Origin of the sequence: Photobacterium jeanii (genome assembly GCF_001650345.1) — a bacterium.
Taxonomy (GTDB): Bacteria; Pseudomonadota; Gammaproteobacteria; order Enterobacterales; family Vibrionaceae; genus Photobacterium; species Photobacterium jeanii.
Genome location: NZ_LVHF01000033.1, coordinates 241880 through 259098, shown reverse-complemented (window position 1 = coordinate 259098; position 17219 = coordinate 241880). Strand labels below are relative to the sequence as shown.

General features: G+C 46.7%; 13 protein-coding genes. 8 read left to right on the top strand and 5 right to left on the bottom strand.

The genetic code is table 11. The annotated features are described in order from the left end of the window. Positions 1–67 precede the first annotated feature (67 nt). The 3 genes from A3K86_RS18665 (at position 68) to A3K86_RS18655 (ending at position 3456) form a co-directional block, all read left to right on the top strand. Positions 68–1102 carry an HlyD family secretion protein gene (locus A3K86_RS18665; protein WP_068334915.1) on the top strand — a complete coding sequence of 345 codons (1035 nt, stop codon included), beginning with the start codon at positions 68–70 and terminating at the stop codon, positions 1100–1102. A 2-nt stretch (positions 1103–1104) separates the two neighbouring features. Continuing rightward, positions 1105–2664 carry a DHA2 family efflux MFS transporter permease subunit gene (locus tag A3K86_RS18660; protein ID WP_068334912.1) on the top strand — a complete coding sequence of 520 codons (1560 nt, stop codon included), beginning with the start codon at positions 1105–1107 and terminating at the stop codon, positions 2662–2664. Between the two features lie 141 nt (positions 2665–2805). Continuing rightward, positions 2806–3456, top strand: coding sequence for a hypothetical protein (locus A3K86_RS18655; protein ID WP_068334909.1), 651 nt, complete (start codon positions 2806–2808; stop codon positions 3454–3456). 129 nt (positions 3457–3585) lie between these two features. On the opposite strand, the gene A3K86_RS18650 is transcribed toward A3K86_RS18655, so the two are convergent. From A3K86_RS18650 to A3K86_RS18635, 4 genes are all read right to left on the bottom strand, one after another. Continuing rightward, complete coding sequence (locus A3K86_RS18650; protein ID WP_068334906.1) at positions 3586–4698, bottom strand: linear amide C-N hydrolase; 1113 nt, start codon at positions 4696–4698, stop codon at positions 3586–3588. Between the two features lie 241 nt (positions 4699–4939). Further along, entirely contained in the window at positions 4940–7357 is a 2418-nt protein-coding gene (locus tag A3K86_RS18645) for a TonB-dependent receptor (protein ID WP_068334903.1), read from the bottom strand. 316 nt (positions 7358–7673) lie between these two features. Continuing rightward, on the bottom strand, positions 7674–10046 hold the full coding sequence (locus A3K86_RS18640; protein ID WP_068334900.1) for a Lon protease family protein: 2373 nt from the start codon (positions 10044–10046) through the stop codon (positions 7674–7676). A 304-nt stretch (positions 10047–10350) separates the two neighbouring features. After that, complete coding sequence (locus tag A3K86_RS18635) at positions 10351–11076, bottom strand: hypothetical protein (RefSeq protein ID WP_068334897.1); 726 nt, start codon at positions 11074–11076, stop codon at positions 10351–10353. Positions 11077–11296: 220 nt separating this feature from the next. Between A3K86_RS18635 and A3K86_RS18630 the strand changes: the two genes are divergently transcribed. From A3K86_RS18630 to A3K86_RS18610, 5 genes are all read left to right on the top strand, one after another. Then, a complete protein-coding gene (locus A3K86_RS18630) occupies positions 11297–12175 on the top strand; it encodes a LysR family transcriptional regulator (RefSeq protein ID WP_068334894.1) in 879 nt (292 codons plus the stop codon). A gap of 133 nt (positions 12176–12308) precedes the next feature. Further along, complete coding sequence (locus A3K86_RS18625) at positions 12309–12986, top strand: spondin domain-containing protein (RefSeq protein ID WP_068334891.1); 678 nt, start codon at positions 12309–12311, stop codon at positions 12984–12986. Positions 12987–12995: 9 nt separating this feature from the next. Next, positions 12996–13685, top strand: coding sequence for a spondin domain-containing protein (locus A3K86_RS18620; RefSeq protein ID WP_068334888.1), 690 nt, complete (start codon positions 12996–12998; stop codon positions 13683–13685). A gap of 123 nt (positions 13686–13808) precedes the next feature. Next, positions 13809–14633 (top strand): response regulator transcription factor, encoded by an 825-nt coding sequence (locus A3K86_RS18615; protein ID WP_232322029.1) that lies wholly within the window; start codon positions 13809–13811, stop codon positions 14631–14633. Positions 14634–14694: 61 nt separating this feature from the next. Beyond that, a complete protein-coding gene (locus tag A3K86_RS18610) occupies positions 14695–16137 on the top strand; it encodes a sensor histidine kinase (protein WP_068334886.1) in 1443 nt (480 codons plus the stop codon). Here the strand turns inward: A3K86_RS18610 and A3K86_RS18605 are convergent. Continuing rightward, complete coding sequence (locus A3K86_RS18605; protein ID WP_068334883.1) at positions 16082–16960, bottom strand: LysR family transcriptional regulator; 879 nt, start codon at positions 16958–16960, stop codon at positions 16082–16084. The genes A3K86_RS18610 and A3K86_RS18605 overlap by 56 nt on opposite strands. Positions 16961–17219: the final 259 nt, after the last annotated feature.

The following is a 17219-nucleotide window of genomic DNA, read 5'->3' as shown; positions in this document are numbered from 1 at the left end:
CTAATCAACTAATCATTTTCCCTTACACTTGCGCGCCCAAACTTAATAAACAGACACAGAGTACGCAATGACACGAACTACTAAAAACAAAGCGCCTTTAATTGCGACCGTTATTATGCTCAGCCTTGGTATTGCTGGCGGTAGCTACTGGTATGGCTACGGTCGCCACTTTGAAACCACCGACAATGCCTACCTGCAAGGCGAAATCACGACCATCAGCCCGAAAGTCTCTGGCTATATCACCCAGTCTTTCGTTGATGACAACCAAATCGTTAAAGCCGGTGATCTCATCGCAACACTTGATGATCGTGATTACCAAGTGGCTCAAGACAAAGCCCAAGCCAACCTAGCAGTGAGCCAAGCTGCGATCACCAACTTACAAGCACAGCGCGATCTGCAACAAACCTTGATCCGCCAATCCACTAGCAAAATTGAATCTGCACAGGCAGAATTTGAACGTGCCCAACAACAAGTGACACGTACCCGTAGCCTGCTTAAACGTAATTATTCATCGCAAGATGAGTTGGATGACATGCAGTCACACCTTAAAGTGACACGTGCTCAACTATCTGAAGCGCAGGCGAGCCATCAGGCAGCAGAAGATCAACGTGCAGTTATTGATAGCCAAATCGCACAAGCCACTGCTGCACTATCAGAAGCGCAAGCGCAACTTGAACAAGCTGAGCTGAACATCAACTATACCAAAATCTACGCCCCAGTTGACGGTATTGTGGGTAAACGTAGCCTACGTGTTGGCTTACTAGTACAACCGGGTATGCCACTTCTGAGTTTGGTGCCAACCGAAGAGGTCTGGGTAGAAGCCAACTTCAAAGAAACCCAACTCAGCAAAATGCACCAAGGGCAGAAAGTCGATATCGCATTAGATGCCTACCCTGATCAGCACATTGAAGGGGTGATCGACAGCTTCTCGCCTGCCACGGGGGCAAAATTTGCCCTGCTACCGCCTGAGAACGCAACGGGGAACTTCACTAAAATTGTGCAACGTGTTCCGGTAAAAATCGTGCTTCCTCATAATGATAATATCGATAAGTTGCTGATCCCGGGCCTCTCTGTAGTTGCCACTGTTGATACTCGAGGCTAAACATGAGCGAGCTATCAGCAACGGCTGTGCCTGCTCAGCCATCTGAAAATCACGTGCCACGTCGCCATTGGATCGCCCTGATAGGCGGTCTATTGGGTGCATTTATGGCAATTTTGGATATTCAGATCACCAACTCGTCGCTCAAAGATATCCAAGGTGCGCTTTCGGCAACGCTTGATGAGAGTTCATGGATTTCGACCTCTTATTTAGTGGCAGAGATGATCGCGATCCCGCTCAGTGGCTGGCTATCAAAAGCACTCGGCAAACGCCGTTATCTGACATGGACCACTGCGCTATTCACTGTGTCATCATTGCTGTGTTCTTTTTCATGGAACATGACCTCAATGATCGTGTTTCGTGCGATGCAAGGTTTCAGTGGTGGCGCTTTGATCCCGCTGGCTTTCTCGCTTGTGGTGCAATTGCTACCAATCCAAAAGCGTGCCGTTGGCATGGCGATGTTTGGCGTGACGGCAACCTTTGCCCCATCTATCGGCCCAACGCTGGGTGGGTGGTTAACGGAAAATCTTTCGTGGCACTACATCTTCTACATCAATATTCCACCAGCCATCATGCTGATTTCGATGGTGCGATACGGGCTCGATGATGAACCGCTCGATCTAGCACAACTGCTTAAAGCCGATTGGATCGGCATTGTGACCATGGCGCTCGGCTTAGGTTGTTTGGAAGTGGTATTAGAGGAAGGTAACCGAGAAGAATGGTTTAGCTCACCTTTTATTATCACCCTTGCCATCATTTCAGGCGTGAGCTTGGTGTACTTTGTGATCAACGAGCTACAACACAAAAAACCGCTGGTGAACTTACGACTGTTAGCCAACGGTCACTTTGCGATGTCGTGTTTGGCGTACTTAATTTTAGGGATGGCGCTGCTTGGATCCATTTATGTGCTGCCGCTTTATCTCACCCAGATCCAACGCTACAACGCGATGGAAATTGGTAGCGTGCTAATGTGGATGGGCTTTCCACAATTGCTGATTTTTCCATTAGTGCCCAAATTCACCGCCATTATAAAACCCAAGTACCTTGTGACCTTCGGCTTTATGATGTTCGGCTTAAGCTGTTACGTTAACACTCACATGACAGTCGATTACGGTGGTCAGCAACTGATTTTCTCGATGCTACTTCGCGCTATTGGTAGCCCATTTATCATGGTGCCATTATCACTGGTTGCCATGCAGGGGATCAGCAAAGAGCAAACACCCGATGCATCTACCTTAACCAATGTGATGCGCAACTTAGGTGGTGCCTTTAGTATCGCGATTATCGCCACCCTATTGGACAACAAAACCCGAGAGCACTTGGCGCACATCAAAGCCAGCTTACCTGCGGTTAATTCCGATGCATGGTATCAACTGCAACAGCAAGCCGCGCACTTTGTTCAAACAGGCAGCGATAGCGCTACCGCAATGTTGCAAGCCCAAGCCTCGTTAGCGGCCACCATGCAACGCGACGCCGCGATCATGGCCTATAACGATGTGTTCTTGATGATGTCGGCTTTTCTCGCGGTTGCCGCCTTACTGATTTTCAGCAGTAAGTCGGAGTAATTACGTAACGCTTACCTGTTCTATCAAGTACAAAGCCCCAAGCCGTATTTACGCCTTGGGGCTTTCTTTTATCTTTATAAAATTAATCAGTTAGCTGGATATGACATTTGGTATCAAGAACAATCTCAGCTAAGGTATTAAATGCTATTTGCCAATACGGGTTATAAGGAGAAACGCTTGAACACCACCATTCGCTCCATCTTTTCGAGCCTAATTTTGGCACTGACAATCACAAGTTTTTCATCATTTGCTGAGCAAAGAACAACCGACAACGAGAATGAAAGAAACGCGCCGCTTGTTCATGTGAATGTTTCGCTAGAATTGGATGAAATTGAGCACTCCGTTGCTAATATGGGAAACTCATTTGAATCGATAGCTCAATCACTCGATACCATCGCCCACAGCGATCAATTATCGGCAGAGCAACAGGAAACACTGGCCGCGACTGTCGATAACTTCAACCAGTTAATCGTCTTGTCCAAAGATACTTTGACGCAGTTACCTGCTTCGTTAGAGCACTCCAAAGGCGTAATTGAAGCCAAAAGCCAAGCCTTCTTAAACGACCTTCAATTAAAAATCTTACTCATTGTCAGTGCTGTTGTTGTCGCACTCGTCGTTATCTTATTTTGTATTTACTGGTTTGTGTTAAGGCCACTATTAAGTACCGTTGGTACTGCGACCACCAATATCTCAGCGATGGCAAAATCGATTCAAATTACAGCCCAAGCATTAGAAACCAGCACCCAAAAACAAGAGCAAATCATGAAGCAGCTAGATAGCAAAGAGAGCTAAAACCTTATTCTCAGCCCATCAAACCTCGCGCTGCTAACTCAATCCAAAGAATAAGGCCTCACTAATGTGAGGCCTTATTGGTTATGGGTGATATAGCGTAACAATCGCTATCAGCATTACTTACTACAATTACTTGCTACAGAATGATTGGTCTTTGTTAATTTCAGTACATGGTTGGTCTTCTAAAGCATTTGGGTTACGACCCAGTTCAATCACTTCTTTGCCATTAATATCAAACATGCTGAAGTCGTAGCTTTCAATTTGGTCGGTATCCCAGCGGTCTAACTTCAAAGTTTTATTGTTCAAATCCATTTGGCTTACCCATAGGCTTGGGAAGTTCGCATCATAAGCGACATCCCATTTTGCGTAACCACTACGGAACTCGTGCGCTACGCCTTCCATAATGTGGCCTAGCTGTTTGTTATCGCGAATACCAAAACGTTTTTCGTATGCCTTCACTTCATCCAGCGCATATTGAGCACGGTGGCGACGATCCCAAGCGTGAATCGAGGTAGTCGGGAAGCGTTTTTCACCAAGCAACTCTTTGTCCATCTCTTTCATGGTTTCAAAGGTTGGGTTGTTTGAAATAGCATCCAATGACCCCGTGCCACGATAAACACGTTTTTCGCCTTTCACCATTTCAACCAAAATGGTTTCACCTGAGTTATCAGCAAACATAAAGTGCGCTGGTACATGGTCTACCGTACTTTCCGCATCGTATTTACCCGGCACGCCCGTGAATTTTTGGTCACGAATGTTGGTGCTATTGATTAAGGCTTCCACTTCATCAAGGTTCTTAGCATTCGCCACAACATATTGCATAAACTGCTGACCATCGACGTTTTTATTACCTTTGTTCAAGGTCTTTTCATCTTGCCAATCAGTCGCTAAATAAAGTACCTGACCAAGCACACCGTGTTCATTAATCGCTTCCGCCACAAACTCGGTATCAAAGCTGGCAATTTCAATCATGGCGTATTGCGAGGCATAAGGCTTATTGGCTTCGCCTGATTTATTCAAATCAACCCCGTATGTCACTGGTGCTCGCGTATCTAGCATAGTGCCGCGTGGCACACCGCGAACAACTGCTTGGTCGTAACCTTCCCAGTCTAGTGAGCGAGTTACCATGGTCGTATCTAATGCATCTGAATGGTAAAGCGCACGGGTACAAGCTTCAGCAGCACCAGAAACCGTACCTAGAGTTGTTGCAGCAAGAGCGATAGCTAACAGTGACTTTTTCATAATTTGGTTCTCCGAAAAGAAAAGGAATTTGTCTGTTGAAGTACGCTCCTGCGTACAAGACGAACTTTACGGCAAACCATTCGAAAGGTGAAAACAGCACCTTTTAGCCCAACTAACAGGTTAAACAAAAGGTGCAGTCAAAATATTGAGGATGAATCGCGGTAGTCATATTACTAGCGTAAAAAAGCGGCGACAGGTTTCCCTGCCGCCGCCTTTATCATAGCTAGATAACTAGCTCAGCTTATAGCTTGTAGCTCATCTTCAAGGTTGCATTACGCTCTTCGCCCGGCATACCACCAGCAAACATTGCTTTGCTGTAGTAACGTTCGTTAAATAGGTTATTCACGTTCAGCTGCAGCAACCAGTTGTCTTGACCGTAGCTTACACCAGTATCAACCACGGTATAACTAGGTAGATAAGCATCTGGAATACCAAAAGATGCCGCCGCTACACTTCGCTCACCGACGTATTGACCACCAAGGCTGACGTTGAGAGGATTTTGTAGCGAGAACCATTCAGCCGCGTAAGTGACCCATGCGCCCGCAGCGACACGTGGCACACCTTTCTGCAGCGTATCGAAGCTCTTGCTGTTCGGGTTCTTTCTATCACGCGCTTCTTGATACAAGCCATTGACGTTCATGCGCCATTGCTCGCCAATCACGGCGTTCACATCAAGCTCAACACCTTGAGTGCGTTCTTCACCATCGTAGAAGTGTTTAGCCACATCAGGACCAGACACGCCATCTTCGTAATCAGGGTTCGCGTATCTTAGGTTGGTACGGCGAGTATCAAACAGCACTAGTGATGCCAGCACTTGATCATCAAAGCCTTTAACACGCATACCCACATCGTAGCTGATAGATTCAGAGTCTTTACGATCTTCACCATCCCCCTTAATCGACCCTGTCATGCTGTAGGCTGTGCGTCCCTTAGCGTGGTTAACAAAGAACGACAGATCGTCGATTGGCATGTAGCTCAAACCAATGTTGTATGTCATGCCGTTATCTTTGGTATCAGCTTCTGGAGTCGGCTTAGCAGCACTTTTACGGTAGCGCGGATCTACCCCAAAGTGCTGATAAGTTTGCGCAACTTGGTTAAAGGCAACACCTACACGCGACGTAAAGCCATAACCTAAATAACCCACGTGCTGTACGCCCACACCCCATGCTTTAACACCTTTTTCATAGTTAGAGGTGACAAGCGGATCATAATCTTCAAAGCTACCCGAGCCCCAGTTCGGATTATTAATATCGTAGATATATGGCAAGCGACCTTGATAAGTCACGTTACCTGTTGCTCGGTCTTTGATCACCTTATCAGCATCGTAGATAGACGATTGTTTTAGGCGAATATTGCGATCTTCAAAGTTGGCATTAAGCAGTAATTCATTACTGATACTGCCTAAATCAAAGTGATAGTGAAGATCTGCAAAGTATTGCCATGACTTTTCATGCGCATCGACTTTACGGTATTCCTGACGACGAGCCGCAAACGGATACAGCACGTCATTTTCAATCAACGGTGCACGAGGGGCTTTGTTTTTCTTGAAGTAAACGTAGTTGTACGCACCGGTTTGACGCACAAAACCAGACTGATAATCACGGTATTGAACCTGCTGGTTTAAGAACAGATCGTCAGTGAAATTGATAGTGTGGCTTAGCTTTAATCGTAGCTCTTCACCCTCATTGGCTTTTGCCATAGGAGAGACAAGATTGGCATCACCAATATTATGTGGTTTCAAGCCATCATTATTGCTCATCGTGTCCATCAGCTGCTGCTGTTGGGCTGGTGTTAAATTAGCAAAACCAGGCATAAGATCGGCAGCTGTCGCTTCACCAGCAGGCTTACCGTTCGCCGAAGCGGCATGATAAATCCGCACAGGATCACCAATCGAATCCACTTTGATCGCATCTTTAACGTAGGCCGCAGAAACAACAATATCCTGATCTTCAGTTATCAGATATTTAAGTGAACCGTAAATCTCATCACGATCTTGACCCACGTTACGATAGCCATCGCTACGCGCTGTTTTTGCCACTAAACGGTACGCCAAGTCATCGGTGATCCCAGCCGTGGTATCAACTGCTACCGAGCGTGTATTCCACTGACCCACTTCCGCATCCACTGAATGACTTGGTGTGAACTGTGGCTTTTTCTCGATCAGGTTAATAATACCGCCGGCACTACCCATGCCGTACAAGCCAGTCGCAGGCCCTTTTAAGACCTCTACCGACTCCACATTGGTGAGTGAGCGAGTTGGGTTAAACACATTACCCAAGCCAGCACCGCCGTACATGCCGTCGTAAGTGTAGTTAACGCCTAGGCCACGAATAACAAGGTTATCGCCAATACCGTAGTTATTACCCGCTTGAGTAACACCACTGATATTGCGCAAGATATCTTGCAGATCGGTAGCACCCTGCTCTTTGATTAACTCTGAGCTCACCACTACCACAGGGGCTGGTGTTTGCATCAAAGTCATATCTGACTTGGTTGCCGTGCTCGAATCTAAAACTAGCTGAGGCTTAGAGCCTACAACGGTAATGGTATCAACGTCGTTACTAGTATTGTTCTGTCCGTCTGTCGCAGCAAATAACTGTAATGGTGCAAAAGCAGCTGCGCAGGCAACTGCAATAAGTGAAAGTTTGTAATTTTTCATAAGCTTATATCTATTATTTATATATACGAGCAATAGCGCGCTCGCCGATAATAATTATCATTACCAGAAATAATGAAACTTAATTTACAATCTTTACGCTTATTGAGTTGATTGTTACCCAAATGCTATGGTCGTTAAAAACCCACTAAATCAAAACAACGACATCGTTAATAATGGCTATAACATTCGCGAAAAGAACACTAAAAAACCGATAAATTGGCTGATCACGCTAAATTTACTAGGTACTAGAAAAAGCAAAACCCGAGACAAAGCTCGGGTTCTCTTATCAATCTAATGTGCTAGAACGTAATGCTTGCTATCGGCGCAGTGCGTTCAGTTTGGCTTGTGCTAATCCAAACAAACTATGGCTGGAATAACCGTTTTCACCATCATGTTCATCCGCTTTCTTGCCCGTAAACAACTCCAGCGCTTGAGTCACATGGCTGATCGGCCAGATATTGAATTCGCCTTTCTCGACCGCTTCAACAATGTCTTTTCGCAGCATCAGGTTGTGGACGTTAGATTCAGGAATAATCACCCCTTGTCCCGTCGCACGACCTTGGATCACACACACATCGTAGAAGCCTTCGATCTTCTCGTTCACGCCACCAATGGGTTGCGCTTCACCGAACTGGTTCATCGACCCTGTGATCGCAATATCTTGGCGCAGCGGCTGTTGTGAGAAGGCTGAAACAATAGCACAGAGCTCTGCCATCGAGGCACTATCACCATCAACGCCACCATAAGATTGCTCAAAGGTGATATGGGTAGTCAGTGGGATCTTCGCCGTTTTACCAAACACAGAGGCTAAGTAAGCAGACAAGATCATCACCCCTTTGGAGTGAATATTACCGCCAAGATCGGCACTGCGCTCGATATCGAAAACATTACCTTCACCGTAAGCAGTAGTTGCCGTGATCCGGTTCGGTGCCCCGAATTGATAATCCGACGTTGAGATCACAGACAATGCATTCACTTGCCCCACTTTCTCGCCTTGGGTGCTCATCAAGGTTGTGCCGTTAACAAAGCTCTGCATCACATGATCTTTCAACCGACTCAGACGCATCTCTTGGTTTTGCAACGCTTGTTCAACGTGATTGGCGCGGATCATAGTCGCGTTTGCAGCCTTGGCGACATAGTTAGTTTCACGCAGCAAATTCGCGATATCCGCCGAGTGCAGCGACAACTTGTTCTGATCATCCGCTTGGCGTGAGCTGTATTCGATAATGCGACCAATCGCTTTACGATCACAATGCAACATATTGTTATCGTTCACTATGCTCGAAATAAAACGGGCATATTGCGCCTCTGACTCATCGTTACGCACCATTTCATCTTCGAAATCAGCCGTCACACGGAACAGCTCGCTAAACTCAGGATCGTAGTGCTGCAGCAAGCGGTACGTTTCGTAATCACCAAACAAGATGATCTTCACATCCAGCGGGATCGCTTCCGGATCAAGGGAGATCGCCCCAGATAGAGTCACTTCGCGCTCAAGTGAACTAAGGTTAAGTTTCTTAGCACGCAAAGCACGCTTTAAACCATCCCACACATAAGGGCGTTCTAGCACTTTCACCGCATCCATCATCAGTACCCCACCGTTAGCACGGTGTAAGCTTCCTGGGCGGATCAAAGAGAAATCGGTAAATACAGTGCCTTTGTAAGTGGCGTTCTCAACATAACCAAAAATGCTGTGGTAGTTCGGGCTTTCTTCCACCACCACTGGGAACTTATGCTCGTCTTGATTAACCAGTACATTCACCTGATAGCGACGTGGCATTTTCTTTTCTAGCGCCGCATAAGCCAGCGCCACTTGTTCTTCACTTTCTTCAAGGAAGATATCCAAGTTATCCAAGATGTCTGCCTGCATCGCGGCTATGTAGTGTTTCACCTCTGGAAGGTGTTTGTACTTCTCTTTGAGCGACGCGATAACATGAGCAATGACCTCTAACGCCACTTCTTCATTCAACTTTTGCACTTTATCGGAATAGGTTTCTTCCCACTCCGTCAGTTTGCGTACAATGCCACGCAACTCAATTTCCAGTGCATCAATGGCTTTTTGGAAACCGCGTTGCTCTTTTTCAGGCAACTCAGCAAAAGTAAGCTCGGTATGCGGTTCTTCACCATTAAGCGCGACCAACTGATACTCCCCTTGGGGAGTCATGCTCAAACTAACGCTCTGCGATTTCGCTTTATTCGTTAACGTCAGCAAGGCGTTTTCTTGTTTCTGAACCAGCTGGTTTTTAAGTGTTTCGGCACGAGAAAAGTACATTTCGTTATCGAATGCGAGTGGGATCGCTTTCACCAAGCGAGTCATCAGCTTTTCGATATCTTTTTTAAATTCGTTACCCGTACGCGGCGGCAGTTTCAGCACTTTAGGGCTACGGGTATCATCAAAATTCGCCACGTAGCACCAATCGTATAACGGTGCAGTATCGCCATTGGGTTCATGGCGATTTAGGTAGCGCAGTACCATGGTGCGCTTGCCCAAACCGTTACGTCCAATGGCATAAATGTTGTAACCCTTCTCTTTGATCGACATAGCAAATTCGACCGCTTTTTGGGCACGTTCCTGACCGACGATTTCGTCGAGTGGGGTAAGATTCTTGGTGGATTTACATTCTTCATCCAGTCCATTGAGTGCTGAGCCACGGTACAGTTTGTCACTGCTTAGAGGTTGAATTGGCATAAGCGTATCCTTCTTTTATAGCTCACAGTGATATTTCACCGCTTACTATTTACATCCATAGCCTCAGTGTAGACATAAAACTATTTAGTTTTAGTGACTTATGTTCAGCTTAACCGCTTAACTCAGCAATAAAACCATGCATTTGCTGCTTTTATCGCCAACAATCAAGAAAAAACCATAATAAATGTAGGTTTTTACCGCAAATTCAGCGCTTTAATTTACTCTTAAATACAAGGTGGGCTGTGACTGACAATAAAAAGCCGCAGGCACTCTATTGAGTACCTGCGGCTTGTGTTGTTCGAGCTTAGAAGTAGTAGTTAGCCTGTAGCCAGCCAACCGTATCGTCCTTCTTCATGCCTAGCTTGTCATTCTTGGCAGTGTACTCGACTTTTGCCCCGACACTCACTTTTTCTGCCACCATAAAACCACCACCGGCTTCAACTTGCGCCACATTGGTATTGGCTTTACGCATATGAGTCACTTTCGGGTTTACATATACCCAGTGACCATCATCGAAACCGTACATCGCATACACCCCACCTTGGAATAAGGTATCGGTCGTTTTACTGTCTGCGCCTGTTTTCGGGTTCATGTCAGAGCGGGTATAACCCATGCTCGCCATTGGGAAGACACTAATGTTATCGGTAACTTGGAACTTATAAATTAGGCCAGCAAGTACAGTGTTAGAAGTGGACTTGTCGCCATTTTCAAAGTTGTTTACACCACCCAAGACATCAACCGAGTAACCTAAACCATCGGTTACGTGGAAGTAGCGACCACGGTAATTCACATCGCCCGCTTTGCCTTTGTCATTGGTTTTGTTCTTAAAACCTAAATCCAGTTGGAAAATGTTCGACCCCGCACCGTACATACCATTAAGCTGAGTATGATTTTCTGATGCACTTACCCCTAAGGTACTGAAAGAGGCAGTTGGATCACCGTAGTTAACATTTTCTTCTTCAGCCATCGCACCTGTGCTCAGTGCCGCCATTAGTAAGGTTGCTGTTGTAGCTAAAATTGCTTTTTTCATGGAATACCTCATCGATTTATTTATGCTTTCGCTAGTCGATTTCACTCCATGAAATCATCCGGAATTAGCACCACACTTTGTTGGTTTGACGAGATACTAAACAGCAAAAACTAAGAGATTAAATCAGCTTCTATAAGCTTAATTAATAGGTCGAGATATCTATTTAGGTATAAACTTGAAAAAATAATGGCTTACCACTTTTATCGTTAAGGATGACTCCATGCTAATGACCCCAGAACGCCTGCAATATTTAGTTTTTGTTGCTGACTTAGGCTCATTTTCAGCCGCAGGAAGAAAAATTGGCGTAAGTGCATCGGCTGTCAGTCAGGTGATCCAAAACATGGAAATCGACCTTAACTTAAAGCTCTTTGATCGGGTATCCGGTCAAGCCCCAAAGCTCACCGATGTCGGCAAAACCATGTACTTGCAAGCGTTGGAAATTTTGCCACGCCTTGAAGCTATGGAGAAAAAAGCCTTATCGTTCCAAAGTGGGGTCGAAGACACACTCACCATCGCGGTACACGGTTTTACTATGTACCCCAAACAGCGCGAAGCCATCTCAGAACTATTGAAAGCCTTTCCCCACGTCAGCTTAAATCTGGTCGATGTTGAAGATCACGCCATCAGTTCGTTAGGACAAACCAACGGCCCAGACATTGCTATCGCCCCTGTGCAACTGGCGCAAAGCCGCGGGGTCGAATCCTACATTATCGATCAAATCCAATGGCATCTGGTGGCTGCGCCGTCGCATCCGCTTGCGCAAAAACGCACCCAACTCTCACAGCAAGACTTACTGCAATATCACCAAGTGCTACCTGCAGTTTCTGACTTTGCCAATGAAGAACTCATCGAATCACTGCGCTTTAGCGCTAATACCATTAATTGCTCACGCTTCTACCAATACCGAGAAATCTTGCTCTCTGGGGCTGGATTTGGGCTCTATCCTGCCCAACTTGACCCGCACCTTTTTGAGCAACACGCACTGAAACGATTACAACTCGATTTCATCGAACGAGAGCTCACTTGGGATATTGAAATGACATGGACCAACGCGCTCGGCCCTGCGGGAACATGGCTTATTGAACACATGATGGAATAGCGGTATTCCCCAAAACCAAACAAGAAAAGCGCCCTTTTTCACTTTGTGAGAATTTTATGAGATTTTCGCGAGAAGATTGCCAACTTTGCTCGCCATGCTTGTTGTATCAGCCAAACAACAACGGATGACAATCATGAAAAAATCTCTGGTCACACTGGCGCTAACCACTGTTCTTGGCGCAGCCTCATTTGCCTCTCAAGCCGCTAACATTGACGTTTCTATTACCAACGCCACCAAAGGTATTTACTTCACCCCATTATTAGTCGTGGCGCACAGCAGCGACATTCATCTTTTCCAAGCGGGTACTGCCGCTTCTGCTGAAGTAAAATCCATGGCTGAAGGGGGCGACATTTCAGGGCTATCTTCCGTCGCAGCTAACGCAGGCGCGGTGGTTAGCGAAGACCCAGCTGGCGGGATCTTAAACCCCGGCGACAGTGCGACAGCCACCTTAGATACTGGCAGTGCCGACCGCTTATCTATCACAGCTATGTTACTGCCCACGAACGATGGTTTTGTTGGCCTTGATAGCTGGACCATTCCTTCCACACCTGGTACTTATACCATTCGCCTCAATGGTTATGACGCTGGCACAGAAGCCAATGACGAGCTCAAAGGCAGCATGCCACAACCGCCTTTTATTACCTTTGGTGAAAACGGCACTGGGGTTGAAACCAGTATCACCAATAGCAAAATCCACATCCATCCGGGTAACTTAGGTGACAATGATCCTGCGGGGGGCAAAAGTGATTTAGATAGCAGCGCTCACCGTTGGTTAAACCCTGTTGCGGTTGTTACCGTCACTGTGAAGTAAGGAGGCTCTATGAAAAAGCGCATACTTTTCCTTGCAGCCAGTGTCGGCTTACTGATGGGGTGTCCTGACGATGAAACAACCACGCCACAAAGTAAAACCTTTGAAATCACAGTGACCAATCTCACGGTTGCTCAACCTTTATCGCCCATTGCCATCTTGAGCCACAGTGCGGATTACCATTTATTCAAAGTCGGTGAGGCTGCCAGCCTAGCCATTGAAAAAGTGGCAGAAAGCGGTGATAACAGCGATCTGTTGGCTGAAAAAGACAGCAATGAGCAAGTTAAGGCTAGCTACTCAGGTAGCGGCGTCATTCTACCGGGTGAGCAAGATACCCTTACCGTCAGTATCAGCGATGACGACTATGCCTTGCTTTCAGTGGCTAGTATGTTGGTCAACACCAACGATGCCTTCATTGGCGAAACTCAACTGGATGCCAGTCAAATTGAAGTCGGCGCGAGCTACAGCATGAACATGCCGGTCTGGGATGCGGGCACAGAAGCCAACAGTGAAACAGCAGCCACAATACCCGGCCCTGCTGGTGGCGGTGAAGGCTTTAATGCAGCCAGAGATGACAACGACAAAATCACTTTCCATGCTGGCGTGGTTACCTCTGACGATGGCTTAGCAACCTCAGCCCTAACGGCAACCCATCGCTTCTTAAATCCAGCGGCGAGAGTCACCATCACTCGCACTGAATAAGCAACCATGTTCCACCAGCAAAATGCCACCCTTTTCACCCCTGCAGATTAATTTCTGTCGGGGTGAAAGATAACGCTCGCTACTCGGTCTGTTTTGAAAGATCACCGCTGAGTGGAGCGCAGTATGGCAATGCAAACACCAATATCCACCTTGGAACAAAACCAAGCGAATAAGGCGATAGACAATCAAACCACGCGCCAAATATTGTTAGTTGAAGATGATAACGATCTCGCAGAGCTGATCGCCATGCATTTAAAGATGCAAGGCTATACACCCATTAGAACTACCTCGTTGGCGAAGGCAAAACAGGTAATCGACAACACTGAAATTGATCTCGTGGTACTTGATCGCGGGTTAGATGATGGCGATGGCTTAGAGCTATGCCAAGCCTTGCGACAACAACAAAACTGGCTACCCATTTTAATGCTAACCGCCCGTGATGGCGAAATGGATAAAGTCGCAGGGCTCGAAGCTGGGGCCGATGACTATCTCACCAAGCCGTTTAGCGTGTTGGAGTTTCAAGCGCGGGTAAGAACCTTGTTTCGCCGCCAAACAGTCGAGCAACAAAAGCAGCAATCCATGCGTAGTTCTCATCATAAAGAGCAGGAACAAGGCCAACACAGTACTGAAAAATCAAGCGACCCGAACGCGTTACAGTTTGAAGGTTTGGTGATCAATCCTGAGCGTCATCAAGTCGAAGTGAATCACCAAATGATCACCCTTACCGCGACCGAGTTTACCTTGTTGCACTTTCTAGCCAAGAAACCGGGGCGCGTGTATAGCAAGGAAGAGCTGTTACAGCAGGTGTGGCAAACCGACTACAGTGGCTATCAACACACAGTGTGTAGCACTGTGAATCGGCTACGTACCAAGCTCGAACATGCTAATCCTGATCACCCATTCATCCATACCGTGTGGGGCGTGGGCTATAAATTTGAAGCCGCGTAATGTCGATATCAGCGTAATGAAATGAGCTAACGCGAGAGCCAATATCATAGGAGCAAAACCCATGAACTTTAAGCTTCGCCTGTTGCTACTAACAGCCCTGTGGTTTGCGCTATCTGCCTTAGTGATTGGTAGCTTCATCACCTTGGAGCAACAATATACCGAGCAACGCACCCAGCAAATGCTCCACCGTGATCTTGCCGCTCATATGCGCGACGACAGCCCTTTAATGGAAGGAACCGACTATAACCCCGTCGCCCTTAAATCAATTTTCCACACGCTTATGTTGCTCGGGCCTGATTTTGAAATCTACTTTCTTGACCAACAAGGTAAGATCCGCAGCCATGCCGCACCTGATAATAAAGTCAAACAGCAGCAAGTGGATCTCAGCCCCATCATGCAATTTCTTGATCAGCAAACTTTACCCATTTTAGGTGACGATCCGAGAAATCCGGGGCAAAAGAAAGTCTTCTCAGCCGCTGCCATTACCGAGTTTGGCTCCGTGATTGGTTACTTATACGTGGTGATTGGCAGTGAGCAACGTAGCCTACTTAACGCTTCAACCGACAGCCTTCCTATCAACCATATTCTGGCACTTGCCTTGGTGCTGGTGTTTAGCTTTAGTGTGTTGATTTACGCCTTGGTGAAACGCACCTTACTCAAACCAATTAGCCAACTTGCGCAGAACATGCAGCAGCAAACTCACCATGCTTTTTGCTTACCCGTCAGCGTGCGTCAGCAAGTACCCGAATTACAGCCGATCGGTCAGCAGTTTTATCAAATGTCGCAGCACATCCAGCAGCAATTTCTTCAGCTACAACAACAAGAGAGTCAGCGCCGTGAGTTACTGATGCAACTTAGCCACGATCTCAAAACGCCACTTGCCAGCGTATTAGGCTATTTAGAAACTTGGCTACTGCAAAATAATCAACAAGACCCGCTCCTCTCAACCGCACATCGCAATGCGCAAAAGCTCGCGGATCAACTCGAACAACAGTTACAGCTCGCCCGTCATCAACAAACTGCGCCGCAGCCACAGTTTGAGTCTGTGGCCGTCAATGACATTATTCGAGAAACCAACCACAACCTTGCCATCAGTCGCAGTAACAAAGCACTCCAACTCAAGCTGGCGCTTGATAAACACAGTCAGGTGTTTGGTGATCAGCAACTGCTGCAACGCCTGTTCGCCAATCTATTAGAAAATGCAATTCGTCATGCACCCAACGCAAGCACAATCAACATCAGCACCCGCCAGCAACACGACAAAATCATGGTGCAAGTAGAAAACCAAATCGATCCTCAAGCGCCACATGGCACTCTTGGGCTTGGCACCAAAATCATCAAATCAATCTTAGCTTTGCACCACAGCGAGCTCATAACCCAAGCGACCCCAAATGAATACCGCCAGAGTTTTAGTTTGCTCGTTCAAGATAAGAAAGCAGCGCTTAACCTTAGCGCGACGGCAACGTCTGAATCGCATCAATCATCAACTGCATCGCGCTGTTGATGGGTTGGGTTGCTTGCCATATCAATTCCGTTTGCCATGTATCGTAGCGTTCTTCACCTATGTGAAATTGCTGTACCTGTCCATCAGCCAACGCTTGCAAGCAGCAAAAACGCGGTAAGTTAGCCCAGCCATTACCCGCAATAACTTGCGATAAAATTTCTTGGCTAGTGTTACAAAACAGCACTTGGTTACTCATTAAGTGGGCTTCATCGTGGCCCAATTGCTTGAAAAAGTGATAACCAATTTGGCGCTTACCACGCACCTGTTGACTGGTCATCACTTTATCCTCAATTCCCCAGTCACGAGGGGCAATTTGGATCACATCAAAGGCATAACAGCGGGCTACCGCTATTTCGTGAGGGATGGTAAACGTCGACATCGAAAAACCAAGTTCAGCAATACCCGACATCACCCACTGACGTACTTGCAGCGGATCCCCTGTTAAGATCTGAAATTCCATCACCGGAAAAGCATCGAGCAAAGCACGGTAAATATCACTGATTTCAGCACTCACCAATGAGGCATCAATAGCAAAGGTGAAACGTGTTGGCTCGCCACCTGCTAAAGACTCCGCCTTCATTTCAAAATGCTCAACCTCTCTGAGCACCGCCTTGGCATATTCGTATAGCGCTTTTCCCGAGTCGGTTAAGGTGATCGCACGAGCGCTGCGATCAAACAACTGCAAATCGAAATCAATCTCCAGATTCGCCACTTGCTGACTAACCGAAGTGCCGTGTTTACCAATGCTTAACCCCGCTTGGCGAAAACCGCCTTTCTCTACCGTTGCGGTGAATGCGATCAATTGGTCCAAAGTTACTGCCATCAACTACGCTCCATTACCTGACTATTCCTGAACTATGCCTGATTGCCTGATTGCCTGATAAGGCTTTCACATCACTATCACCCTCACTCACTTTGACATGCATTCATACACGACAAACCAGCAAGGGAGTATCCCTCACTCAGTGAGTTTGAGCATAGTTAAAAACCAGCATAATAACCACCAAGCAAACACACATTACTTTTCACCGCAGGATGCGACCTATTGAAAAGGATAATCAAAGCTATGACTGAGGTGAGTT

Bases quoted from the DNA above. Each gene is read 5' to 3' on its own strand.
- A3K86_RS18665 (WP_068334915.1), top strand. From the start codon at position 68: ATGACACGAACTACTAAAAACAAAGCGCCTTTAATTGCGACCGTTATT.
- A3K86_RS18640 (WP_068334900.1), bottom strand. From the start codon at position 10,046: ATGCCAATTCAACCTCTAAGCAGTGACAAACTGTACCGTGGCTCAGCA.
- A3K86_RS18660 (WP_068334912.1), top strand. From the start codon at position 1,105: ATGAGCGAGCTATCAGCAACGGCTGTGCCTGCTCAGCCATCTGAAAAT.
- A3K86_RS18655 (WP_068334909.1), top strand. From the start codon at position 2,806: ATGCTATTTGCCAATACGGGTTATAAGGAGAAACGCTTGAACACCACC.
- A3K86_RS18615 (WP_232322029.1), top strand. From the start codon at position 13,809: ATGGCAATGCAAACACCAATATCCACCTTGGAACAAAACCAAGCGAAT.
- A3K86_RS18630 (WP_068334894.1), top strand. From the start codon at position 11,297: ATGCTAATGACCCCAGAACGCCTGCAATATTTAGTTTTTGTTGCTGAC.
- A3K86_RS18605 (WP_068334883.1), bottom strand. From the start codon at position 16,960: ATGGCAGTAACTTTGGACCAATTGATCGCATTCACCGCAACGGTAGAG.
- A3K86_RS18645 (WP_068334903.1), bottom strand. From the start codon at position 7,357: ATGAAAAATTACAAACTTTCACTTATTGCAGTTGCCTGCGCAGCTGCT.
- A3K86_RS18610 (WP_068334886.1), top strand. From the start codon at position 14,695: ATGAACTTTAAGCTTCGCCTGTTGCTACTAACAGCCCTGTGGTTTGCG.
- A3K86_RS18625 (WP_068334891.1), top strand. From the start codon at position 12,309: ATGAAAAAATCTCTGGTCACACTGGCGCTAACCACTGTTCTTGGCGCA.
- A3K86_RS18620 (WP_068334888.1), top strand. From the start codon at position 12,996: ATGAAAAAGCGCATACTTTTCCTTGCAGCCAGTGTCGGCTTACTGATG.
- A3K86_RS18635 (WP_068334897.1), bottom strand. From the start codon at position 11,076: ATGAAAAAAGCAATTTTAGCTACAACAGCAACCTTACTAATGGCGGCA.
- A3K86_RS18650 (WP_068334906.1), bottom strand. From the start codon at position 4,698: ATGAAAAAGTCACTGTTAGCTATCGCTCTTGCTGCAACAACTCTAGGT.